Below are 24,027 nucleotides of genomic sequence, written 5' to 3'. Positions count from 1 at the left end.
AATGAGTCATATCCATGTCATCGCCCACACGCACTGGGATCAAGAGTGGTATTTCACACTACAGGACAGCAATATCCTGGCATCACGAAATTTTGCCGATGTTATCGACACATTAGAACGTAACGCCGATTACACCTGTTACCATTTCGACGGACAAACCGCGGTTGTTGAGGATTTTCTGGCCGTCAATCCGCAATATGCTGACCGCCTGAAGCAACTCGTCAAAAACAAGCGGCTTTATATTGGCCCGTGGTACACCCAGACGGATACGTTTAACGTTCACGGCGAATCGATTATCCGCAACCTGAAGTACGGCATACTTTCCGCGCGTAAACTGGGCCACGCCATGATGGTGGGCTATCTCCCCGATACCTTTGGTCATAACAGCCAGCTTCCGACGCTGCTTCGCGGTTGCAATCTGGATAACATCGTGTTCTGGCGCGGTATTGATCATGACACGCAGGTTGCACAGAGCCAGTTTATCTGGCGAGCGCCGTCAGGTTCGCAGGTCATCGCCTGCGCGATGCCGTTTGGCTACGGGGCGGCCAAAAATATTCAGCCGGACGATGCCCACCTGCAAGAAAAAATCTTTCCGATGGTGAATCTCATCCGCCAACGCTCTGGTCTGCATGACTTACTCCTGCCCTGCGGTGGCGATCAGGTCAATATTGATCCCCTGCTGCCAGAGATTCTGCAGACGGTCAGCGAACGCTCATCTGAAAGCGATCTGTTCCATATCTCGTCGCTGGAGGCGTATGTTGATACGCTTCGTCAGCAAGCTGATGGATTTACCTGCTGGCAGGGAGAACTGAAATCCCCGCGCTATACCCGGATCCACAAAACCATTGGCTCCGTTCGTTACGACATTAAAAAGAAAAATTACGATGTCGAACAATTTTTGTTGAGCAAGCTGGAACCGACAATCGCGTTGGCCCGCCATCATGATATTGACGTCAACCTCCAGTGGGTTGATCAAATCTGGAAAAACCTGTTACGCAACCATGCCCATGACTCTATCGGCGGATGCAACAGCGATGCCACCAACCGGGATATTCTGCATCGACTGGAACAAACGGATCAGCTCAGCCAAAGCCTGTGGAATCTGGTTATCAAAGAACTGGCCATTGCCAGCAGTCAGGAGAACGATCTCTTTGTGGTGAACCCTGGCGCGACGCCCTGGTCCGGGATTGTCAACGCCACGCTATATACCAGCGCGCCATCCCTTGAACTCTGCGCTGGTGGGCGGACTCTTTCATATAGCATTCTTGAACAAACAGAGCTTTCCGGTGGACGCGTGATTCAGGTTACGCCGCAGGGAGAAAAAGAGGTTGAGCTACCGCCCTATTACCGCTCGCAGGTCGCTATCGATACGCAGGCACTGCCCGCGCTGGGTTATATTAATATCAGCGTTCGCGAGGGCGCATGCGCGGTTTCTATGCTACGTCCTTGTGCTGAAAACTACATTGAAAATGACCACTACCGGCTAACGCTTGCTGGCGGAACGCTGACGCTGCGGGATAAGCGTACCGGCAGGACTATCTCCGATCTGCTAACTTTCGAAGATTGTGCGGATGCAGGCGATAGCTATGATTTTTCGCCGCTGGAAGGTGATATCCCGCAAAAGTTCAATCACTTCACGCTTCATGCCTGTGAAAAGAGCCAGCACGTTGAGCGCTTAACGTTGGGCATCACGCTCAACCTGCCCTATTCATTAAGTCAACGCGCGCCACAAGAGTGCCAGGTACAGGTGGTTTGCGAACTCCGTAGTGGAGAAGCCCATCTTTTTATTGATACCCGCCTGGAAAACAACGTTTGCGACCACCGCCTGCGCCTGCTGATCAACAGCGATATTCGCACCCACGAATCAATAGCTTCGCAGCCTTTCGGCATTATTCACCGCCCCATTGCCGACGCCCCTGCGAACTGGCAGCAAAACTATCGTGAGAAACCTGTCGATATCGAAACCAGCGAGGGCATTATTGCTATTGCGGAAAACGACAACGCGCTGATCGTTAACAGTCTGGGTATGAAGGAGTATCAGATCCTGCAAAATACAACATCGCAGGTGGCGCTGACGCTCTTCAAATCGACTGGCGTTCTGGGACGTGACGACCTGGCGTGGCGACCCGGACGCGCTTCCGGCATCAATAACACCGTTATTTACACGCCAGAGGCTCAGCTCCACAAGCTCCTACATTTTAGCCTGACGTTATCTCTCGCCAAACGAGCCGATCATATGACATTACGTCGCCTTGAGGCTCGAGCGTTACGCCAGCCTTTCAGCTGGCAGAACCAGAAGCTAAACACGCTGGACAACCGTCTGGAGCGCTTCACGCTTAATTTCACGCCGCGTTCCCTGCCAGAGACCTGCAGCCTGCTAACGCTGCCTGAACCGCTCATCCTTTCGGCGCTGCCACACGCCCAGACGATAAATGGAACAATATTACGTATTTTCAATGCCGGTGAGCATCCTGTTGAACTTCCGCCATTACTGCAACAGATACCGCAGATTAACTATCTGGAAGAATCCGTTGAACGCTGCCGCGAAATTGCGCCTTTCGCTACATGCGATTTTCTTTTCTCACTGCCGGAGCGTGACGTAAAAGTATGAATATCTCCCCACATAAAGCATTTATCCGCGAGACGCTGACACAGCTCTACCCGCATGCAGATCATCAGGAAATCGCCGCAAAAATCGAGCAACTTGCTCAACGCTGGAAACCGAAAACGCCAACAGCAGTTGCGTTAGATCAAAGCCGTATCTGGATGATCGCCTATGGCGATAGCATCAGCGCGCAAGGGGCAAATCCCCTGTCGATTCTCCACCAGTTTGCAAAACTGTGGTTGAAGGGGACGATCAGTGACATTCACCTGCTGCCGATGTTCCCCTGGACTTCCGATGACGGTTTCAGCGTGGTGGATTACCGACAGGTTGATCGCAATCTTGGGCAGTGGTCAGATATTGCCGCGCTGGCGGGCGACTTTAATCTAATGTTCGATTTTGTGATAAACCATATTTCACAGCAAAGCCGTTGGTTCCTGGGCTATCTGCGTGGTGAGCCACGCTATCAAAACTACTTTATTAACGCCGATCCGGATGACGACTACCACCAGGTGACGCGTCCCAGGACGCTGCCGTTGCTCACCCCTTTCAAGCGAGCAACAGGGGAAACGGCACACATCTGGACCACATTCAGCGCCGATCAGATCGATCTCAATTTTCGTGAACCTGATGTTTTACTGGAAAGTATTGATATTCTTTTGGAATATGCCTCCCGTGGCGCTCGGGCGATTCGACTCGATGCCGTAGGTTTTTTGTGGAAAGAGAAAAACAGCCGCTGTATTCATCTACCGCAAACTCATCTGATCATCAAACTCTGGCGGGCGATTCTGGAAGAGATCTGGCCTGACTGCCTGTTGATTACCGAAACCAATGTGCCGCATCAGGAAAATATCAGCTATCTGGGCTGCGGGGATGAGGCTCATATGGTGTATCAATTCCCGTTACCGCCGCTGACGCTGCACGCCTTCCTGCGTGGCAACGCACGCTGGCTACGCCAGTGGGCGCAAAGGCTGGAGCAGGACACCTTTCCTGACAACACCACGTTTTTCAATTTCCTCGCCAGCCACGACGGCATCGGATTGCGACCCGTTGAAAATATTCTCTCTACGGAAGAAAAAACGTTTCTGGTCAGTGAAGTGGAGCGCAAGCAAGGGCGTATTTCCTGGCGCACCAATCCGGACGGCAGCCAGTCGCCGTACGAGATGAATATTAACTTTCTGAGTGCGTTGAGCGAACCGGGAGAAGCTCCCGACACGCAGGTCGCCAGATTTGCCGCCGCTCACGCCATCCTCTTTATGTTGCGGGGCGTACCTGCAATTTACTACCACAGCCTTCTCGGTAGCGAAAATGATATTGCAGGGTTGAACGCGTCAGGGATAAATCGCCGCATTAACCGTGAAAAGCTGGATTTTGCTACCCTTCACAACACACTTATTACGCCTGAGTCAAAACAGGCCAGGATCTATGCCGCATTGACGAACTTACTGCGTATACGTAAGCAACATCCGGCTTTTTCACCTTTCGCCACACAGCGCGTTCTTGAACTACCTGATGCGCTTTTTGGTGTTGAACGCCACCATTCGACAGAGGGGGAAACGGTGTACTGCGTGGTAAATGTCACCGGTCTCCCGCAATCACTTTCTCTCCCCATCGGAGGAATAGATCTTTTGTCGGGAAAAGCCTTTAACGGCGTTTGCGAGCTAACGGGCTGGCAAACCGTCTGGATCCGTACCACAACGCAACCGGAGGCATAACATGGAACTGTCAGCACTGACTCGCTCTGAACTCATTTTTATCGATCCGCCGCAATCTTCTCCCGATGCGATCATCCGGCATATGTCTTCGGCACTGTTCGAATGCGGACTCATTACCCATAAAGACGCTTTTATTGACAGCGTTCTGCGCCGTGAAAAAGAAGGACCGACCGCGCTGGGAGAAGAACTGGCCGTCCCTCATGGAAAATGTGAGTCCGTCGTGCAGGCGTCGTTCTGCGTCGCCCTCTTTCCCGAGCCAATACTGTGGCCCGGTCTTGAAGGGCCAGAAACCGTACGGTTAGTGTTCCTGCTGGCGATCCCGCCCACGGAAGCAGGCACCACGCATATGCAACTATTAACCCAGCTTACCTCGTCGCTGGTTGAAGATGAGATGCGAAGCGCCATGCTTAACGCTACGTCTGCCGAAGAGGTACTGGCACTGCTCTCGCCTGGCGCTACGCCAGCGGAGGAAACACCAGAAAACCGCGTGAAAAGTCATCGTCTTGTACCGCTCATTCTGGGTCTCGTCGCCTCAGCTGCCTTCATTAACGCAGGTATCCACTGGGTGCAGTCGCTGTCGTAATAGCGTATTCCGGGCAGCTGATGCCTGCCCGGCTATACCTTTCTGTTTTTGTTGAATAATTAATCAGAATTTTCTGCCCACAATTTACAATCGGCTGTAGTGCCCGTCATCTGTACGCTCCGATTTTTACTTTGCGCTACATCAAATAAATCGTAAACATCCTTGATGCAAATCACTACATATAGAACTTAAAATGCACGCCGACCCAATATGTTGTATTAATCGACTACAATTGCTACAACTACAGTGCACCGCTTCACGGTGGAATTGTGGATAAAGTGGGTCAGGATTGCGGGAAGTCATTGCCAATAGAGATGAATAAAGCCCTGATGGCCTCCCCAACCTCTGTGGATAACCTGTTCTTATAAATATGGAGTGATCATGACACCGCATGTGATGAAACGAGATGGCTGTAAAGTGCCGTTTAAATCAGAGCGCATCAAAGAAGCCATTCTGCGTGCAGCTAAAGCAGCGGGAGTCGATGACGCAGATTACTGTGCCACCGTCGCAGAAGTCGTTAGTAGCCAGATGAATGAGCGCAGCAAGGTCGATATCAACGAGATCCAGACAGCGGTAGAAAACCAGCTAATGTCTGGCCCGTACAAACAACTCGCCCGTGCGTACATCGAATATCGCCACGACCGTGATATCCAGCGTGAAAAACGTGGCCGTCTGAACCAGGAAATTCGTGGTCTGGTTGAGCAAACCAACTCTGCTCTGCTGAATGAAAATGCCAACAAAGACAGCAAAGTGATCCCAACCCAGCGCGACCTGCTGGCCGGTATCGTTGCCAAACACTATGCGCGTCAGCACCTGCTGCCGCGTGATGTCGTCCAGGCGCACGAGCGTGGTGATATTCACTATCACGATCTCGACTACTCTCCGTTCTTCCCAATGTTTAACTGCATGCTGATCGACCTGAAAGGCATGCTGACGCAGGGCTTTAAGATGGGTAACGCGGAGATTGAACCGCCAAAATCCATCTCTACCGCGACCGCCGTCACCGCGCAAATTATCGCTCAGGTTGCCAGCCATATTTATGGCGGCACCACCATTAACCGTATTGATGAAGTTCTCGCGCCGTTCGTTACCGAGAGCTTTAATAAACATCGTAAAACCGCTGAAGAGTGGCAGATCCCGGACGCCGACGGTTATGCCCATTCCCGTACCGAGAAAGAGTGCTACGACGCATTCCAGTCTCTCGAGTATGAAGTGAACACCCTGCATACCGCCAACGGTCAGACGCCGTTCGTGACCTTTGGTTTTGGCCTGGGAACCAGCTGGGAATCGCGTTTGATCCAGCAGTCCATTCTGCGTAACCGTATTGCCGGCTTGGGTAAAAATCGTAAAACCGCAGTGTTCCCGAAACTGGTGTTCGCGATTCGTGACGGTCTGAACCACAAGTTTGGCGATCCGAACTACGACATCAAGCAGCTGGCACTGGAGTGCGCGAGCAAGCGTATGTATCCGGACATCCTGAACTACGATCAGGTGGTCAAAGTGACCGGCTCGTTCAAAACGCCAATGGGCTGTCGCAGCTTCCTCGGCGTGTGGGAAAACGAGAACGGCGAACAGATTCACGACGGGCGTAACAACCTCGGCGTTATCAGCCTTAACCTGCCGCGTATCGCGCTGGAAGCGCATGGCGATGAAGCCACCTTCTGGAAACTGCTCGACGATCGTCTGGTGCTGGCGCGTAAAGCGCTGATGACCCGCATTGCGCGCCTGGAAGGCGTGAAGGCCCGCGTGGCGCCCATTCTGTATATGGAAGGGGCCTGCGGCGTGCGTCTGAAAGCGGACGATGACGTGTCAGAAATCTTTAAAAATGGTCGCGCATCCATCTCTCTGGGCTACATCGGTATTCACGAAACCATCAATGCGCTGTTTGGCGACAAGCATGTGTATGACAGTGAGCAGCTTCGCGCCAAAGGTATCGCCATTGTGGAACGCCTGCGCCAAGCGGTCGATCAGTGGAAAGACGAAACTGGCTACGGCTTTAGCCTGTACAGCACGCCAAGTGAAAACCTGTGCGACCGTTTCTGCCGTCTGGATACCGCCGAATTTGGCGTGGTCCCGGGCGTGACCGACAAAGGCTACTACACCAACAGCTTCCACCTCGACGTGGAGAAGAAGGTTAACCCGTACGACAAGATCGATTTCGAAGCGCCGTACCCGCCGCTGGCAAGCGGGGGCTTCATTTGCTACGGCGAATACCCGAATATTCAGCACAACCTGAAAGCGCTGGAAGACGTCTGGGATTACAGCTATCAGCACGTGCCCTATTACGGGACCAACACGCCAATCGATGAATGCTACGAGTGCGGCTTTACCGGTGAATTTGAGTGCACCAGCAAAGGCTTTACCTGCCCGAAATGTGGTAACCACGACGCCGCCCGCGTATCGGTCACCCGCCGCGTCTGCGGTTATTTAGGCAGCCCGGACGCACGTCCGTTTAACGCCGGTAAGCAGGAAGAAGTGAAGCGCCGCGTTAAGCATTTAGGGAACGGGCAGATCGGTTAATTTAGACGATTTTATTGCCCGGCGATGCGACGCTTTTCGGGCCATTATTTCCGCAACGCAATTCACGTCATAGCAAGGCAGCAAATGAGTAAGTCCCGGGGAGCTTACATAAGTAAGTGACTCGGGCGCACGAACGCAGCTATGGCGCGAATTGATAAACGGATGAGAAGCGAAAATGAATTACCATCAGTATTACCCTGTCGACATCGTTAACGGTCCCGGCACTCGCTGTACCCTGTTTGTTTCAGGATGCGTGCATGAATGCCCCGGTTGCTATAACAAAAGCACCTGGCGGCTCAATTCCGGCCAGCCGTTTAGCAAAGAGATGGAAGACAAGATCATTGCCGATCTGAACGACACGCGTATTCACCGTCAGGGGATCTCGCTCTCCGGCGGCGATCCGCTGCATCCGCAGAACGTGCCGGATATTCTGCAACTGGTGCAGCGCATTCGCGCTGAGTGTCCGGGAAAAGACATCTGGGTGTGGACCGGCTACAAGCTCGATGAACTCGATGCCGCGCAAATGCAGGTGGTGGATCTCATCAACGTGCTGGTCGATGGCAAATACGTGCAGGATCTCAAAGACCCGGCGCTAATCTGGCGCGGGAGCAGCAACCAGGTTGTACATCATTTGCGGTAACGCGGTTCATCAGAAATGTTAACTATTTTTATTCCGATGATATATTATAAATTTAGCCACACACCAGATAAAAATACAATTTATAAACGCCGAGCCAAAAATAACTATTTCACTGATGCGATTATCCCAACTCTCACCACCTATGTCACCGAGGTATTCATTGTATTTTTCAAGTAAATCACCGAATGGAAGACAAAAATACAACAAAAACATAAATGCAGCCCAACTCAACATTGGAGCAATCCAGAAAATAACAAAATGATATGCTTTCATTAATATACCTGTATAGTTCCATATGCAGTTAATGATGATGTCACCTTCATTACTGCATTATGTTCGCTTAAGAGAGCATCTCTTAAGAGCATGTAGTGTGATTTACCAGGAAGAGTAATACATCCATTACTTACTCCCTCATATCCTGCAGGATGTAACCTGAATTGTCCACGTGAAACTGATTCGAAAAATGTGATGTCATCGACCTGCCCATCTTCACGAAAAAGAGCAAACCAGACATCACGATCTGAACCGCTTATTTGTGAAGAAAAATAGTCATAAACCATTGTTCTTATTCCACCAAGAGGACGGCTTACGATATAATATTTCCCAGGCGGTAATGGCCCGATATTTTTTACATTTGTCGAATCTGGGTTATTACGATGTAGCCCCGAGTTTCCTGAATAAGCGGGGAAAAAACCCACGCCCGGACAACTTAGCGTTGAAAGGCTACCACCGTTTAAATAGAACGTACATCTGATCATCTATCATTCCATGAATCAGAAAAAATAATATTCCCGTCACAATGCTTCCACGTTATTTTCTCATAACGTAAAGAGACAGCTTCAATATGATTGTGTTTTTCCATAGCTGGATTTTTACAGTCATGCATCACAGGGCAAACAGAAAAAACTTTCACACTCTGAAGAAACATATTAAAATATTCAACCTCCTGGCCTGCATCATTAATTTTATACCATTTAAATTCTGCTGATTTCAGCGTCTGGCCTGTTGCTACTGCTTTATAAAGGTATGGACTTGAATAATCGAACTCTTTTTCAAAGGTTATAGCAGAATGAATTCTTGTTCCGGTTATCTTTCCCGTGTTGTTGTCTGTTGGAAGGAAAAGACCATGACCAAAACCTATAACTTCGATACTCCCCTCACGATTATGAACATCAACACTACCTTTTAAATCAGCACCACCATCATCTTTTAGCCAAAGGTAAGCAGGAATAGCCATAACTAATAAATCTCCATTTTATATAATCCATATAAATAACTCTGTTAATAATATAGTGATGTTATCAGATTATTTTTTATTATTGGAGGGTTATTACTCTTCTGGTATCGCATTCAGGCTATCTTATCCCGCCAAACCCCTTATAGTGCGAAGGCTCACCCAACGGCGAAAGTGGAATCAGTTCGAAAACAGGCTTTCCATACAATATTTTTCCATATCCAAACTGAACTCTTTTAACGCTCGAGGATCAAAAACCAGCTCATAGCTCAACCAGACGGACGTTAAGCGTGGCCATTATGCCTCCAGAGAAAAAAGACGTGTAATGCATTACAGTGGCATTACTTTCATTTCTGAAAAACGCCTCTCAAAAACGGCTCACACACTCCATTGCAACCGTTTTGAACTCGCTGAAATTCCGGCATGCGCAGAGTCGCGTCATCGCCCGCTCGCGCAGGAAGGTGACGAAAATATCGTAGATCGCCATCGCTTCTTCGTATTCGCTTTTGCTGATGGCGAGCAGGAAGATCACATGCGCCGTTTCATCCCCCCAGGCGATACCCTGTGGGGCGAGGATGGTGTAGACCACCGTTTTCTTTGCCAGCAGACCGAGGGCGTGCGGCAGGGCAATGCTGTCACCCAGCATGGTGCTGACGATGGCCTCACGTTCAACCACCGAATCAAGAAACTCCGCATCGACAAAGCCTTCATCCTGCAACTGGCGACATAAAACGTTGAACAACGTTTGTTGATCCATAGGCTCGTCGATCACTCGAAAATGGGCGGCATCGAAGAATTTGTTCAACATCCACGGACGGGTTCTGTCGACCAGCACCAGTTTGCCAATTTGCTCCAGTTGATAATCGGTAGGGAACGGTGCAATCATCACCACAGGCTTATCTTTTTCACCAATCCGCGCGGTAGAGATGACGAAATCTTCGCTGATGCTTTCCCGCTGTTCGTAGTCGCGTAACGTCACGGTATCGACGATTTCTATCTGCGGATACTTACGCGCCAGCACCGCCTCAATCATCCGCACCATCGCATTTCCGGCATCGCATACCAGCAGAACTTTCGGCTGCCTCTGGTAACCGATGTTGTAACTACGCTCCAGCCCGACGCCAATATGCAGCACAAGGAAACCAATCTCATTTTCACTGATGGTGTACGGCGTATATTTTCCCCATCCCGAGACGGCGGCCAGCGTCATGTCCCACGCCATCGGGTAGTGCTGTTTAATATTTTCCAGTAGCGGATTGGGGATCATTATCTGGTAACGCACCCGGGTGATCATCGTCTTAATATGCGTCAGCAGGTCAGCATGTAACTGTTTGTCATTCAACAGGTTGTAGTTGTACTGGCTGTTGATAAACCGCAGGATGTAATTGACCAGCGCTTCGTCATCATCCGCATTGATGGCGCTGGGGGCGATCTCTTGTACCTGGCGGGCGGCGATATGCACCTGCAGCCAGTTCTCTTCGGAAACGGTAAGCGGTTTATCCGCCAGTCGGTGCAATACCGCTGCGATTTCCCGCGTGGCCAGGCACACCGATTGCTCGGCTTCTTCTGCGGCAAACTCCGGGAGGGGATACCCTTCGCTAATCCGCCGTACCGCCACCGCGCAGTACAACCGCAAAAACAGCTCACCCTCATCGGTCAGGCGAATGTGAAAACGGGCAAAAATATCCTGCAAAACAGGTTGTAGCTGTTCAGGGATCCCGGCATTTAGTGCCTCTTGCGTCACTAGCGGGTGCTGTGGATCCTGCTGTGCCAGCGTCCATAGCAGATCGGTCAAACAGGCGCGGATCGCCATCTCGCTGCCAAACAGCTTCATACCGTGACGGGGGCGCGTTTCCAGCGTCAGATGATAACGTTGCAGATGCTCGCGCACCTCAGCCATATCGTTTTGCAGCGTCGCGCGGCTGATAAACCATTCATCAGCCAAATCCTCCAGCTTCAGCGAAAAGGCCGACGTCAGAAAACGAACCACCAGCCAGTGCACCCGCTCCTGGCTGGTGCGAGGGATGCGCAGCAACGCGTCTGGTCGCTGCGTTTGCAGGGAATGATAACGTGCCGGGTCGTCAATTTTGAGTTGATAACCGTTACCCCGGCTGAGGACAAACTGCGCGCCGTACTGAGTGAGCAGCGCGTTTAGCGCAGTGATATCCGCCCGTACGGTGCGTGTGGAAACCGACAACCGCTGCGCCAGCTCGTCCTGTGGAAGCGCTTCGTTTTGCAGCATGCCAAACAGCTGCGCTAAACGTTGGTTGGGGAATCGCACGTCAGTTTCCTCATCAGTCAGTTAGCCTACGCAGGCCCGGGTCATCGCCATCAGCTGGCGCACGTCGTCCGGTCGGGTGTTACCACTCACCTTATCAATAATCGAACTATAGATGTGAGGAATGATTTTGCTCACTCCGGCATCCAGGGCGATCTGCAAAATTTCAGTGAAATTATCCAGATCGATACCGCCAGTTGGCTCCAGCCAGAAGTCATGGCGGGCGCAGGCCTGGGCAACTGCAATGTATTCCTCACGGCACTTCAGGCCGCCCATTGGGAAGTATTTAATCGAGCTCCCCCCCATGTCTTTGAGCAACGCAATCGCGGTTTCTACCGGCACAATGCCGTCCGGCGTCTGGCTGCTCAGCGGACCGGTGGAGATTTTCACCCTGCCCGGTGTGCCAGTTGGCGAGACCAGACCGTTGACCACCGTCTCCTGCTGACCCAGCAGCGCGCGGCTGGTCGCCACGCCGGTAAAGACCTGATTAACATGCTGTGGCTGCACCTGACGGGAGATTTCACTGACCATCGCCGACTGGTTTGGATCGCCCGCCCCTAGCCCCACGGAGAGGGCATTGTCGATAAGCGCTGCGTATTCACGCATATCCGCGACCGCGCTTGCGACATCCGGGTAATTTTTTGACAACACACCGACCAGCACGTGTCCTTCCGCCGCCGCGTAAATATCCCGGGCATTTTCTTTGGAGCCCGCCAGCACGTTCAGGCAGACGCGGTCGCGATAAAAGTTAGGGGTCAGTTTCATGCTTTTTTCTCCTGAGAAATCACTTCACCAATTCGACGGGCCACAATCTCCAGTTGCGCGCGATCCACGCTGCGCACATCGGCTTCGATAATGCCTTCGTTAGCTTTGTAACCACGGAAGTAAATCGCGTACTCTCCCTGCTTGAGCGCGTCGACCAGTTCACCTGTGGCGATGCCGGTTGCCGCTTCGTCAAACTTAATTTCCGTGCGCGCAATGTCGCGCCCTGCGCTGTCCCACACCACGCGGGCACTTACGCCGTGAAGCTGGTTTAACGCATTAATGAACGGCGTCATTTTCTCGACCATCTCCGCGCCGCTCTCTTTCTGCGCGTTCAGATACAGTTCGATGGCGCAGGTCAGGCCAAGAATCCCCTCTTTACCCACCTTCATCGCCCGGCCAATCCCCGCGGTCTGGCGCTTCACCCACTCAACGTATTGGGTTTTGCCAATCACCAGGCCGCTGGTTGGCCCTTCAATCGCCTTCGCACCGCTATAAATCACCAGATCCGCACCAACCCGGTAGTAGCACTGCAAATCCTCTTCCGCTGCCGCATCCACGATTAGCGGCAGATTATGCGTACGCGCCACCACCGCAGCCTGTTCCACGCTGAGCATACTTTTCTGGACGCAGTGGTGAGATTTGATATACAGAATGGCCGCCGTGCGTGGCGTAATGGCCGCCGCCAGCTGAGCGGCGGAACATTCGTTGGCATAACCCGCTTCCACGAGCTTGCCGCCGCCGAGCGCCACCATGGTGCCAACCGGAGCGCCAAAGTTGACGTTGTGGCCTCTGGGCAGCACGATTTCGTTGTTCTCGATCGACGCGACGTGCAGGTTCTCCAGCAGCCAGTCGCTGTCCTTAACCAGCACTCCAGCCACTGACAGGGCGATTCCGGCCGAAGCGCAGGAGACGACGGTTGCCCCTTCCACCTCCAGCAATTTCGCAATGTAGTCACCGGTCTTATTGACCAGGTCTTTCATCTCAAAATATTGATTCATCCCCGCCATTGCGGCCTGAACCACTTCTGGTCGTGGCGTAGAAACGCCGAGCGCCGTCATGCGGCCTGAGGTGTTAATCACCTGTTTTAAATTGTATTTCTCAAAAATCGAAGGCATGTTCCGCGCTCCCTTGTTCGGTCATATAGCCCTTGCCCGCACGTATTGCGGCAAGCGGCACCAGCAGTTGTTCAGCCTGCAGGCTGTCGTTTTCTGCATCTACCAGCACGGTTGGCTGGCGCTTAAGCGTAAAGAGGGTTAAATCGGCATCCAGACCAACCTGCAGTCGCCCTTTCTGTTTCAGGCGCAGACCATCGGCGGCATTGGCAGTAACGCACTCAATGACCTGCGGTAGCGACATCCCAATGGCGAGAAATTTCGACATCACATTCGCCAGGGAATACACCGGGCCGCTGATACGGTTGCGACAATAAATATCGGAGCTGATGGTGTGCGGCAAAATCCCCAGACCGATAGCGCGTTTTGCCACCGCAAAGCTCAGGCTGGCGGTGCCATGCCCAACGTCCAGACGCACACCGCGTGAAATCGCCCGCGTCACTGACGCCCGCAGCTCGCCTTGCGGCGTCAGAATGCGGTTCGGCTTACCGTTGTAGCAGTGGGTAATGATGTCGCCCGCGGTCAGGCGTTCGGCGATCTCATCCAGATCCGGCGGATTGTTGCCGATGTGCACCATCAGCGGCAGGTCACCGTTCTGCGCTTGCATCGCTTTGGCGCGCTCCAGCGGCGTAATGCCGTTTTCACCGACCACGCTGCTGCTCATGCGCGCCTTCAGGCCGACGATAAAATCAGGATGGCGCTTCACCGCCTGTCGCACCGCATCGGCATCAATGTTGGCCATATTAGCCAGCTCGTTCTGCGCGATAAGCCCAACGCGGGAGATATTCAGCAGCGCATACACTTCGGTGGCCGCTTCCCGGGTCAGGGTATAAAAATCATCGATATCATCCGCCCCGGTACTACCCGCATCCACCACCGTGGTAACGCCGGTAGCTATACCGACGCTGTCCGGCTGGTCGTGATAAATCGGGGATTTCGGATAGCAGTGAACGTGGGAATCAATCCAACCTGCGCTGACGTAGTACTCGCCGCCCAGTTCGATGGTTTTCAGCGCCGGGCCATCAACGTCGCCCAACGCCGCAATTTTGCCGTCTTTGAGCGCAATATCGCTCACCGTATCGTCAACGAGGCGCGCACGGCGCAGGAGTAAATCAAACATCGCTCTCTCCTTTGCCGGATGGCGGCGCAACTGCCTCATCCGGCCTACAAATCAACAGTTAGCTAATGGCAATCGGGAAGATGGACCCGAGGATCATCGCCCCAAGGATCGCCCCGCCGGTAATCGGTTTCTGCCACAGGTAAAACAGCAGCGCGCCCGCCAGTGAACCGATGCCGATAGGGATAGACGCCGTCATCGCGCTGAGGATAATCAATGGTCCGAGGAAGCGGCCGGAGGCGTTACCGGCCCCCATCATGACATCCGCACCGTAGGTCGAGTCGCTCTGATTGATGGTGAACTTACGCGCCAGAATAATGATGTAGCCAATCGCCAGACCAATCACCAGACCGGTGACCAGCGACGCTGCGAAGTTGGCAACCGGGAAGATAATACCTGCGCCCAACAGCAGCGCCGGAACACCTAACCCGACCCCGGTCTGAATCGCCCCGCCAATATCCAGAATCCCCACCAGCGAACCTTCAATGATGCGGGCAAACAGGAAGCTTGCACCAAATGCCGCCACCGCCCCGTAGGAGCCGGTGTCCATTCCCGCCTTCAGCATCGCCACAAAAGCGACTTCGTTAAATGCGCCAATACCGTACAGGTAGTACATGTGCGTTCCGGCAAATACGCCAGAGGAGAGCAGGCCAACGAAGATCGGGAACGACCAGTCAGCGAACCAAAAACCTTTATTCTGTTCCATGATGGCCTCCGTTATTTGCCGCTGAGCGAGTTGTGGATCAGTTCGAGCCAGTTAGGCACGGTCAGATGGAAGGATTCGATCATCTTCATGTCGAAGCCGCGGAAGAAGCCGCTCAGGACAAACAGCGCGACGATAGCCACCATCATCACTTTAGTGACGTGGTTCCAGCCGCTCTCTTCCACGCCTTTACCGATCAGAATGCCAAGGACCAGACCCGGGACGGCGTTGCCCATAATCAGCTGCGCCGCACCGCCAAAGACGGTGGCCCAGAAGCCTGATTTTTTACCGGCATCGATCGCCGCCAGCCAGAAGATCACTGGCATCACGGTGTTAACCAGCAGGTTAGCCGCAGGCACCAGCACCTTGACGGCTGTCACCTGCAACGCTTCCGGTACGGATGACGCCGTGAGGTTCAGGAAGGTCACGACGATCATCCCGATAACGCCGCAGGCAATCGCCATGCGCTTGGGATCGTGCAGCGTTTCACCGACGTTGCGGTTTTTAACCATCAGCGCAGCAGCGCCCCAGTTGGGGATGATGCGATGGTCGACGTCCTGAGTGAACGCCCCCGCCGCAACAGAGGAAGCCCAGGCGTTAAAGAAGAAGCCCAGGCCGAACGAGAAGTGAGAAGCCGGATCCCCTTCGCAGGAATTCAGTTCTCCCAGAGTACGAAACGCGCCCATCCCTTGAGTGGTAGGCGCATGAAACATGCGTGCAGCCCCAGCGCCGACACCGACGCCAACCAGGCCGCCGATGATGAGCGATTTTATTAATATTATCAGGAACATAATTATGCCTTTTAATAAAGAATCAGCGTTGCGTAACGAAATCCACCTTGTCGAGATTGATGGCAGTCACGTTGACGGTCACGTCCAGCTCCACGCTGAAGGTGCGTCTTTCCCGGCGCAAAAAGAGGAATAAAAATGCCTCTTTGCGCACCGATTCACGCGCTTGAACAACCTGCACATCCTGTGGCTCAATACGCAGTAAGATATGCGGCGACGCTTTCATCACCGCAGCCTGAACGTGGTTCAGGGCATCGGCAAAGGCGCGCGCTTTGGCCTCGCCCTTGCCAGTGACTCTCACCGTGGTGGTGAATTGTTCTTTCATGCTTAAGCGCCGTGTTTCTTTTGCCACGCCTGTACCAGGCGCTCACCGAGTTCTTCTTTGTCCATAAAACCGAACCCCAGCACGTTGCAACCTTCGTTGATGGCCGTGACCCCTTCATCAACCGAGCGCATGCCGTATTTCGCCTTGTAGCCGTATTTGGTCTGTGCGGTAATCGCACCCGCGCCGCCACTGCCGCAAAACGAGATACCAAAGGTGGCGTTTTCCGCTTTCATCACGTCACCCAGCTTCATATCTGCCGCAACGCCCGGCACCACAACCGCACGGCCGCCCGCTTTCTCAACGCCTGCCGCCACTTTCTGGCCTTTACCCAGACGATCGCCAATCACTACGGTAATCTGTTCCATCTTTTGCTCCTTAAAGGTTGTCTTTCGCGACTTCGAAGTGCACCGACAGCAGCCAGGCCTCTTCCTCAGGAAGATTGCCAAACTCAGCGACCACGTCGCGGGCAAGCGCCATTGATTCGGCAGAAATTTCATCAAACAAGCTGGCATCGACTTCTGGTAAGGGTTCACCCGTTACCGAGCGGTGCGCCATGGCGCGAACATGCGACGTCAGCATCTGTTCCTGTACAGCGTTGGGAATAATGTGGCGTTCACGCAGCAAGGCATACACCTGCGCCAGCATGCGGTCGGCCAGTTCCACCGATTCCCCCATGTCATTCATTACAGCTCCGTTATTCACTCGTCTTACCCCACTAGTGGCTCTGAGGTTAACTTAGCGGTGGGGGTTAAAAGTTTGTAGCGAGTTGTTTTCCACTTCGAAGTGGAAAGGGGCGCAGCGATAGTGATCTGTGCCGCAAAAAGGGCCGGGATCACGATTAATCACTGGAAGAATGTGATTGATATCGCAAGAGTGAGCAGCAAAATGGAAGGAAATGCGAACAATGAATGGACGATAAAAATGAAAAAATGTGATGGGGATAGCGTTTACTTATGGGATGCAGGGGCGCAGCGTCTTATCCGGCCTACGGTTATGCAGGCCGGATAGAGTAGATTAGCGGAACTTCTTGTGGTTTTCGTTGCGCGTTTTTTTCAGGTCTTCCGCAACGGCTTTCGCCTCTTTGACTTTACCTTCGTTCGCCAGTTTAAGCGCGCCGTCAATCTGACCGATCAGCGTGTCAAAGCCGTGGCGGAAATCTTTCATCTCCGCACTGTCCGGGGATTTGCTCTCCAGCTTCGGTGGCGTTCCCTTTTGAGCATCCAGCGCGGCTGCACGCATTTTGGTCAACGCGTCTTTCAGTTCAGTCACATTGTCCGTTTTTTCGACGATCTTCAGGTTGTCGTTGAGGATCCCCATGTCATCTTCGAGATCGGCTGCAAACGCAGAAGAACCAAGAACCAGCGTTGAAGCCGCGACGATCGCTAACAGGTGTTTACGCATTGCTCACTTCCTTTTTTATTATTAAAAAAAATTAACGCCTTAACGAGTATCATTGCCCGGCGATTTTCATCTCCGGTAACAATACCGAACCACACTGAATATTACTGCGCGTTTCAATATCGTTGCCTACGGTCACAATATTGCGCCACATCTCTTTTAAGTTCCCGGCGATGGTAATTTCACTCACCGGATACTGAATTTCGCCGTTTTCGACCCAAAAACCCGCCGCGCCGCGCGAGTAATCGCCGGTAATGCCGCTTACGCCCTGCCCCATCAGCTCGGTAACCACAAGACCTGTGCCCATCTCTTTGAGCAACTGCTCGAAGCTTAGACCCTGTCCCGGAATTCGCCAGTTGTGGATCCCGCCCGCATGACCGGTGCTCTTCAGTCCCAGCTTACGTGCGGAATAGTTGGTCAGCAGCCATTGGGTCAGCACGCCGTCTTTAATAATGTCACGGCGTTCGGTCCGTACGCCTTCGCTATCGAACGGCGACGACGCCAGCCCTTTCAGCAGGTGCGGATGTTCTTCAATAGTCAGCCATTCCGGCAGAATTTGCTTGCCCAGCGAGTCGAGCAGGAAGGTGGATTTACGGTACACCGAACCACCGGCAATCGCGCCGACCAGATGTCCGAACAGCCCAGTCGCCACTTCGTTGGCAAAAATCACCGGCGCTTTCATGGTGGAAAGTTTACGCGGAGAGAGGCGAGATAAGGTGCGGCGAGCACAGTCTGCCCCCACCCATTCCGGCGTTTGCAGATCGCCCATCGCCCGGCCAATGGTGTAGGCGTAATCACGCTCCATATCGCCATTTTCTTCCGCGATGACGCAGCTGGAAAGAGAATGACGCGTGGAGCAGTAGCCCTGCAGCATCCCGTGACTGTTACCAAACACTTTGATGCCGTAGTGGCTGTTAAAACTGCCGCCTTCGGTATTGGTGATACGCTTATCGGCCTGTAGCGCCGCCTGTTCAGCGCGGGCTGCCAGTTCGATAGCTTCGTCAGGGGAAACTTCCGCCGGGTGGAACAGATCCAAATCGGGCGCATCAAAGGCCAGCAGTTCTTTATCTGCCACGCCCGCGCACGGGTCCGGTGAGGTGTAACGTGCAATATCCAGCGCGGCCTGCACGGTACGTGCAATCGCCTGCGGGCTTAAATCGGTGGACGATGCGCTGCCCTTACGGTTTTGGTGATAAACCGTAATCCCCAGCGCGCCATCGCTATTGAATTCTACGTTCTCCACTTCACCATAACGGGTGCTGACGCTAATACCCGTGGTCTTGCTCACAGCGACTTCCGCGCCATCCGACTTACCTGACGCTAATTCCAGTGCCGTCGAGACCGCTTCTTCCAGAATCTTACGCTGCGCTTCAACTTGTGAGATTACTTTCATCGCAAATGCCATAATGTAGAGAGAGTTTCTCTGAAGTCTAACAGAGAACCGTTTTTCAGTGCGCATCTTAACTGGTAACATTAGCCTCTTTTTTTAAGGAGCCTGACATGACTAAGCAGCCCGAAGACTGGCTCGACGACGTTCCCGGTGATGACATCGAAGACGAAGACGATGAAATTATCTGGGTTAGTAAAAGTGAAATAAAACGTGACGCCGAGGAGTTAAAACACCTGGGTGTGGAACTGGTAAAACTGGGGAAAAACGCGCTGGATAAAATCCCGCTCGACGCGGATTTACGTGCCGCGATTGAGTTGGCCCAGCGTATTAAGATGGAAGGTCGCCGCCGCCAGCTGCAGCTGATTGGCAAAATGTTGCGCCAGCGCGATGTTGATCCTATCCGTCAGGCGCTGGACAAGCTGAAAAACCGTCACAACCAACAGGTTGTACTGTTTCATAAGCTTGAGCAACTGCGCGATCGCCTGATCGCCGAAGGTGATGATGCGGTAGCGGAAGTGCTGAACCTGTGGCCAAACGCCGATCGCCAGCAGCTTCGTTCTCTGGTTCGCAATGCGAAGAAAGAGCAAGAAGGCAACAAGCCGCCGAAATCAGCACGTCAGATTTTCCAGTATCTGCGTGAACTGGCGGAAAACGAAATCTAACCTCTTCGTCTGCAGAAAGTGCCGGATGATGTAAATACTTCATCCGGCCTGGATTCTGTGCTCTTACTGCTGGGGCTGCATTTCGCCCATAGCGTTCTCTGACTGACTCTCTTCATGCAGATACTGCTTATCTAAAATCTTCACGAACGGTGTATAAATCGCGGTGGCGATAACCAGATTCACGGCCTGTAAAACAATGCCTGAAATCCCGGTGGTGAGGAAACCAGAAATAAAGATCGGCGTTGTCCAGGGAATGGAGATACCAGAGGTGGGGGGAACCCAGCCGAATGCGATAACCACATAAGTAACCGTACACAGCACCATTGGGGTAATGATAAACGGGATAAGCATCAGCGGATTAAGCACGATTGGCAAACCAAAAATAACCGGCTCATTAATGTTAAAAATTGCCGCCGGTGCCGCCAGCCGTGAGAGCTGCTTTAATCGCGTACTTTTGGCAACCATAAAGATGCTAATCAACAGTGCCCCGGTAAAGCCCGTACCGCCGGCAATCAAATAGACATCCCTGAACTGCTGAGTAATGATGTTGGTCGCTACCAGCGCGGCCTGAGTTTGCGCCAGGTTCTGCGCACTGAGCGTTTGCCAGATAGGCCCCATTACGGATGTCATGATAGAGTCGCCATGGATCCCAAAGAACCAGAAGAAACTGATCATCATCTCAGCAATCAGTTGCGATAAGAGGGAATTCCCCAGATACAGCAACGGCTGTTGCAGCATGACGCTGATAAATTTCCCCGGCGTACCAAAAGGCGTGTTCTCAAACAGTACCTTGACGATAATCCAGAACAGTAGCACTAAGAAGATAGGTACCAGCGATTTAAACGACCTGGCAATCTCTGGCGGGACACTCGCAGGCATCTTGATGGTAAAAGCCCTGTTTTCCAGAAACTGAACCACCTTGATGGTGACCACAGTAACGATAATCCCTAAGAACATCGATTCAGAGCTAAAGTCGAGCAACGCGTAAGCATCGGCGACGATTTCTCCCGATCCTGTCGTAATATGACCAGGCGACATTAAGAAAAAGATCGCCACCGGTAAAATAGCGGAACTTTGGCTGAGATTAAGCTTTTCAACTAACTCCTTTGAGAAGGTGATAATCACCAGCAGCGTCATTAATCCGTAGCTGGCGTTAATCCCGTAATTGAGCTTATCCAGCACGCCTTCCCCTAACAGCGAACTCATAAACTCGTGATAGCCGTTAACAGGAAAGTTGGTTAACAATACGAAAAATGAACCGACAATCAAAAAGGGAATCAGGGCAATAAACGCATTTTTTAGTGCAGTCAGGTAGATGTTTGACGAGATTTTCTCGGCCAGTGGCAACATCTTTTGTTCGAGTAGAGAGGTTATGCTCATGCCCGCTTACCCTATAAGGTTTTTTGTCACGTAATAATTAACCTGCGGGAACTGCTTGATATAGATGGCAGGAACCTGAGTGTGGTGCGCATCGCCGTTAACAATCTCCTGATAAATATCTTTTTTCGTATCGTGGTTGATGATGACAATCACCTTTCCAGCTTTGATGATTTTATTCAGCCCGACGGTAATACCCTCGGTGAGGGTGACATCTCCGGAAAAGTATTTATGGCTGGCGACGTTAATTGTTACGTCATCCAGTTCAGTTTGTAGATAATCCTCATCAAACGGCACGCCCGGCTCGTTTAAGCCGATATGGCCGTTCATTCCCACGCCCAGAATTACATAGTCAAACTCTTCACCGTTGAGCGCGGTTTGGTAATGGGCAATATTTTGTGCCGTAGAGGCAAACGGATTGAAATGGACTAACCGCACCGGATAGGCACATTTGTGCACAAAGTCCTGATTAATCATGTTCAGACAACTGCCATCTGATTCGCTGGGCACGTTGACCCACTCATCCAGCGCAAAGAAGGTAAGGCGTTCGGCAAACGGTGTCGCTGCCAGTGCTTCGTAAATCCAGTGAGGCGTGCTACCGGAGGGGATCAGCACGCGAGAATGTGGTTTGAGCGCGGATAGCTCACTAACGACCTGTTCAGCCAGCGCGGCATTGGTATCAAACGTTGTACATTTCATCCGTTTCTTCTCGCTATTAAAGTGATTCAATCTTTTTGGCGAATAAAGGAAGATACTTTTTATTGGCCAGCAGCATCTCTTTGACTAACGCCACGCCCGAAGTGTCGCTTGAGCATAATGGGTTGAAAATAAAGCCTGAAATAAGCGCTTGATAATCGCCGGTGGCGGCGGCTTTAACGATCTGCGATTCATAGTCTTTCATCATGGAAACAATCCCTTTCGCAGGAGATGGGATCTCGCCAGTACAAATTGGAATCGGACCATTACGGGTAAGCACACAGTTCACTTCAACTACCGCCTCTTCCGGTAAATTAGTGATAGCACCATCGTTACGAACGTTGACGGTTTGAATGCTCTTATCGTCGAGGTAAATAGCGCGAATAACGTTCAGCGCGGCGGTGGAATAAAGCGCACCGCCGCGGGCTTCCAGCTCTTTAGGCTTATCCTGAAGCGTAACGTCGCTGTATTTTTTAAACAGTTCGGCTTCGATATTTTTGACGATCTCACCTCGTGATTGCTCGGCTGCTTCCTGCTCGGCCAGCATTTCAGTCGTCTTGAGGTAGTATTTTAAATAGGAAGAGGGGATCAGATTGGTGGCGGCCAGCAGCTCTTTATTAAACTGCTCATTACTGATGTTTTTAAAGCTCAGTGCATCGACGTCGGCGGCGTTGATTATCTCGATGGTTTCGCGGGTACGGTCGACGCCGTTATGCAAAATTTTGGTAATAAAGTTCATATGGTTGGAGCCTTTGAACTCGACGTATAAATCCTCTACGTTAGCATTCAGCAGCCCGGCCACCTGATGGGTCATATTGACAGGACCATTGCACAGGCCGATGACCCGATTGTTGTGGCTGTATTTGAGTACCGCTTCTGTCACCATGGAAGCTGGATTGGTGAAGTTAATCAGCCAGGCGTTTGGACAAATCGCCTTCATTTCATTCGCTATTTCAATGATGACCGGAATGGTGCGCAGAGCTTTGAACATCCCGCCCGCGCCGTTGGTTTCCTGACCAATAAAACCGTATGACTTCGGCAGTTTTTCATCAACGATTCGGGCATCGATACCACCGACGCGCAGTTGAGTCACCACGAAGTCGGCACCCAGCAGCGCTGTTTTGCGGTCAAAAGTTTGGATGACATCAATTGGTAAATTTGCTTTGGCAAGCATTCTTTTGGTGAGATCGAAAATGATATTCATTTTCTCTTTACCCATTTCAACGTCGACAAAAGCGATGTGAGAGATGGGAAGTTGATGGTAGTTTTTAATTACCCCTTCAATCAGTTCTGGCGTATAGCTACTACCCGCGCCAATCACCACGAGTTTTAGTTTTTTCATTAGTCTTCTACTTTTGAATTAAATTTCAACGACACTTTTCTGACATTGGATAAATGGAAAAGCATAATATCTACGATGGCTATCTGGATCGGATAGCTTATATTTTCGAAAGCAGTATCTTTAATAATGGCGTTTTTGTAGATCAAGACCGCATCGGCCTTAAGCGCCAGCGTAGAGTTTTCCCGGCTGGTAATCGCGGCCACCTTGATGCCGTTTTTTCTGGCATTAAAAATTATCTCTTCCAGCATTTCTGACTCACCGCTGTTGGAAACAATCAGCATACAATCGTTAGCGGTCAGAAAGCGGCTGCGGACATTACAGTTGGTGTAGTCTGTTTCATTGAGGATATTAAAGCCCAGCACCATCAGATTATAGCTAACATAGTTCGCCACGCTATCTGATGTACCGTATCCCCAGGTGATAATCGTATTGCAGTCGGACAAAAAATCACAAAAGACTTTGACTTTATTCTCAGACACTCTGGTTAAAGCATCCTGCATTTCTTGTATATATTCGCTAACAAACGCGTTATGGTGCTGCGAGTTTTGCGATCTGGAGAATACGTCCCGAATGTTGACCTTAAACTCCTGGAAATTATTAAAGCCTAATTTCTTTACCAACTTAGAAATAGATGGCGCGGTAGTATAAACGCGATCTGCCAGTTCATGAATTTTCATTTTATAAACATCAGCAGGGTTCTCCTGACAGAATTTATAAACTCGCAGTTCATTATTGGTTAAATTTTTTCGCATGGAGCGCACCTTTTATTATGTGGCACTT

24 protein-coding genes are annotated in these 24,027 nt (G+C 51.7%); 6 read left to right on the top strand and 18 right to left on the bottom strand.

From position 1 onward, the window contains the following. The first annotated feature begins 1 nt into the window (after nt 1). The 5 genes from WC7_RS22945 (at nt 2) to nrdG (ending at nt 8,060) form a co-directional block, all read left to right on the top strand. Nucleotides 2-2,611 carry a glycoside hydrolase family 38 N-terminal domain-containing protein gene (locus WC7_RS22945; protein ID WP_016151480.1) on the top strand — a complete coding sequence of 870 codons (2,610 nt, stop codon included), beginning with the start codon at nt 2-4 and terminating at the stop codon, nt 2,609-2,611. Next, nucleotides 2,608-4,317 (top strand): sugar phosphorylase, encoded by a 1,710-nt coding sequence (locus WC7_RS22950; protein ID WP_016151479.1) that lies wholly within the window; start codon nt 2,608-2,610, stop codon nt 4,315-4,317. The genes WC7_RS22945 and WC7_RS22950 overlap by 4 nt, the downstream gene beginning before the upstream one ends. Nucleotide 4,318: 1 nt before the next feature. Next, nucleotides 4,319-4,900, top strand: coding sequence for a fructose PTS transporter subunit IIA (locus WC7_RS22955; RefSeq protein WP_016151478.1), 582 nt, complete (start codon nt 4,319-4,321; stop codon nt 4,898-4,900). Nucleotides 4,901-5,281: 381 nt separating this feature from the next. Next, the gene (gene nrdD, locus WC7_RS22960; RefSeq protein WP_016151477.1) at nt 5,282-7,420 is read left to right on the top strand and encodes an anaerobic ribonucleoside-triphosphate reductase; all 2,139 of its coding nucleotides are present in this window, start codon (nt 5,282-5,284) and stop codon (nt 7,418-7,420) included. Between the two features lie 175 nt (nt 7,421-7,595). Beyond that, the gene (gene nrdG, locus WC7_RS22965; protein ID WP_016151476.1) at nt 7,596-8,060 is read left to right on the top strand and encodes an anaerobic ribonucleoside-triphosphate reductase-activating protein; all 465 of its coding nucleotides are present in this window, start codon (nt 7,596-7,598) and stop codon (nt 8,058-8,060) included. Nucleotides 8,061-8,078: 18 nt separating this feature from the next. Here the strand turns inward: nrdG and WC7_RS22970 are convergent, their stop codons facing one another. The 14 genes from WC7_RS22970 to pmbA form a co-directional block, all read right to left on the bottom strand. Then, nucleotides 8,079-8,333, bottom strand: coding sequence for a hypothetical protein (locus WC7_RS22970; RefSeq protein WP_016151475.1), 255 nt, complete (start codon nt 8,331-8,333; stop codon nt 8,079-8,081). Next, entirely contained in the window at nt 8,333-8,818 is a 486-nt protein-coding gene (locus WC7_RS24995) for a DUF2778 domain-containing protein (RefSeq protein WP_016151474.1), read from the bottom strand. The genes WC7_RS22970 and WC7_RS24995 overlap by 1 nt, the downstream gene beginning before the upstream one ends. Next, on the bottom strand, nt 8,815-9,297 hold the full coding sequence (locus WC7_RS22975) for an Hcp family type VI secretion system effector (RefSeq protein ID WP_016151473.1): 483 nt from the start codon (nt 9,295-9,297) through the stop codon (nt 8,815-8,817). The genes WC7_RS24995 and WC7_RS22975 overlap by 4 nt, the downstream gene beginning before the upstream one ends. 364 nt (nt 9,298-9,661) lie before the next feature. Then, nucleotides 9,662-11,575, bottom strand: coding sequence for a BglG family transcription antiterminator (locus tag WC7_RS22980; protein ID WP_016151472.1), 1,914 nt, complete (start codon nt 11,573-11,575; stop codon nt 9,662-9,664). A 21-nt stretch (nt 11,576-11,596) separates the two neighbouring features. Further along, nucleotides 11,597-12,337 carry a 2-dehydro-3-deoxy-phosphogluconate aldolase gene (locus WC7_RS22985; RefSeq protein ID WP_016151471.1) on the bottom strand — a complete coding sequence of 247 codons (741 nt, stop codon included), beginning with the start codon at nt 12,335-12,337 and terminating at the stop codon, nt 11,597-11,599. Further along, the gene (locus tag WC7_RS22990; RefSeq protein WP_016151470.1) at nt 12,334-13,452 is read right to left on the bottom strand and encodes a DgaE family pyridoxal phosphate-dependent ammonia lyase; all 1,119 of its coding nucleotides are present in this window, start codon (nt 13,450-13,452) and stop codon (nt 12,334-12,336) included. Before WC7_RS22990 ends, WC7_RS22985 begins: the two co-directional genes overlap by 4 nt. Continuing rightward, on the bottom strand, nt 13,436-14,569 hold the full coding sequence (locus WC7_RS22995; protein ID WP_016151469.1) for an amidohydrolase/deacetylase family metallohydrolase: 1,134 nt from the start codon (nt 14,567-14,569) through the stop codon (nt 13,436-13,438). The genes WC7_RS22990 and WC7_RS22995 overlap by 17 nt, the downstream gene beginning before the upstream one ends. A 58-nt stretch (nt 14,570-14,627) precedes the next feature. Beyond that, nucleotides 14,628-15,272, bottom strand: coding sequence for a DUF4310 family protein (locus WC7_RS23000; protein ID WP_003830379.1), 645 nt, complete (start codon nt 15,270-15,272; stop codon nt 14,628-14,630). 11 nt (nt 15,273-15,283) lie between these two features. Continuing rightward, nucleotides 15,284-16,060 (bottom strand): DUF4311 domain-containing protein, encoded by a 777-nt coding sequence (locus WC7_RS23005; protein ID WP_005134210.1) that lies wholly within the window; start codon nt 16,058-16,060, stop codon nt 15,284-15,286. Nucleotides 16,061-16,082: 22 nt separating this feature from the next. Next, nucleotides 16,083-16,382, bottom strand: coding sequence for a DUF4312 family protein (locus tag WC7_RS23010; protein WP_016151468.1), 300 nt, complete (start codon nt 16,380-16,382; stop codon nt 16,083-16,085). Nucleotides 16,383-16,384: 2 nt separating this feature from the next. Beyond that, a complete protein-coding gene (locus tag WC7_RS23015; RefSeq protein ID WP_003830384.1) occupies nt 16,385-16,747 on the bottom strand; it encodes an SFCGS family glycine-rich protein in 363 nt (120 codons plus the stop codon). A gap of 10 nt (nt 16,748-16,757) precedes the next feature. After that, the gene (locus WC7_RS23020) at nt 16,758-17,066 is read right to left on the bottom strand and encodes a PRD domain-containing protein (protein ID WP_016151467.1); all 309 of its coding nucleotides are present in this window, start codon (nt 17,064-17,066) and stop codon (nt 16,758-16,760) included. A 330-nt stretch (nt 17,067-17,396) separates the two neighbouring features. Beyond that, nucleotides 17,397-17,783, bottom strand: a complete 387-nt coding sequence (cybC, locus tag WC7_RS23025) for a cytochrome b562 (protein WP_016151466.1) — start codon at nt 17,781-17,783, stop codon at nt 17,397-17,399. A 49-nt stretch (nt 17,784-17,832) separates the two neighbouring features. After that, the gene (gene pmbA, locus WC7_RS23030; RefSeq protein WP_003830385.1) at nt 17,833-19,185 is read right to left on the bottom strand and encodes a metalloprotease PmbA; all 1,353 of its coding nucleotides are present in this window, start codon (nt 19,183-19,185) and stop codon (nt 17,833-17,835) included. Between the two features lie 95 nt (nt 19,186-19,280). Here pmbA and yjgA point away from each other — a divergent pair, with 95 nt between their 5' ends. Beyond that, nucleotides 19,281-19,832 carry a ribosome biogenesis factor YjgA gene (gene yjgA / locus WC7_RS23035; RefSeq protein ID WP_016151465.1) on the top strand — a complete coding sequence of 184 codons (552 nt, stop codon included), beginning with the start codon at nt 19,281-19,283 and terminating at the stop codon, nt 19,830-19,832. A 63-nt stretch (nt 19,833-19,895) separates the two neighbouring features. Here yjgA and WC7_RS23040 read toward each other — a convergent pair whose 3' ends face one another. From WC7_RS23040 to WC7_RS23055, 4 genes are read right to left on the bottom strand one after another with little or no spacing between them, the layout of a single operon-like run. Beyond that, the gene (locus WC7_RS23040; protein ID WP_016151464.1) at nt 19,896-21,212 is read right to left on the bottom strand and encodes a PTS sugar transporter subunit IIC; all 1,317 of its coding nucleotides are present in this window, start codon (nt 21,210-21,212) and stop codon (nt 19,896-19,898) included. A 6-nt stretch (nt 21,213-21,218) separates the two neighbouring features. Next, nucleotides 21,219-21,908, bottom strand: a complete 690-nt coding sequence (locus WC7_RS23045; protein ID WP_016151463.1) for a 6-phosphogluconolactonase — start codon at nt 21,906-21,908, stop codon at nt 21,219-21,221. Nucleotides 21,909-21,924: 16 nt separating this feature from the next. Then, nucleotides 21,925-23,247 carry a 6-phospho-beta-glucosidase gene (locus WC7_RS23050; RefSeq protein ID WP_016151462.1) on the bottom strand — a complete coding sequence of 441 codons (1,323 nt, stop codon included), beginning with the start codon at nt 23,245-23,247 and terminating at the stop codon, nt 21,925-21,927. Next, a complete protein-coding gene (locus WC7_RS23055) occupies nt 23,247-23,999 on the bottom strand; it encodes a MurR/RpiR family transcriptional regulator (protein WP_016151461.1) in 753 nt (250 codons plus the stop codon). The genes WC7_RS23050 and WC7_RS23055 overlap by 1 nt, the downstream gene beginning before the upstream one ends. Nucleotides 24,000-24,027: the final 28 nt, after the last annotated feature.

The organism is Citrobacter sp. KTE151 (assembly GCF_000398845.1).
GTDB lineage: Bacteria > Pseudomonadota > Gammaproteobacteria > Enterobacterales > Enterobacteriaceae > Citrobacter > Citrobacter braakii.
Note: the sequence above shows the minus strand (reverse complement) of the source record. Positions and strands in the feature narration are given on the sequence as shown.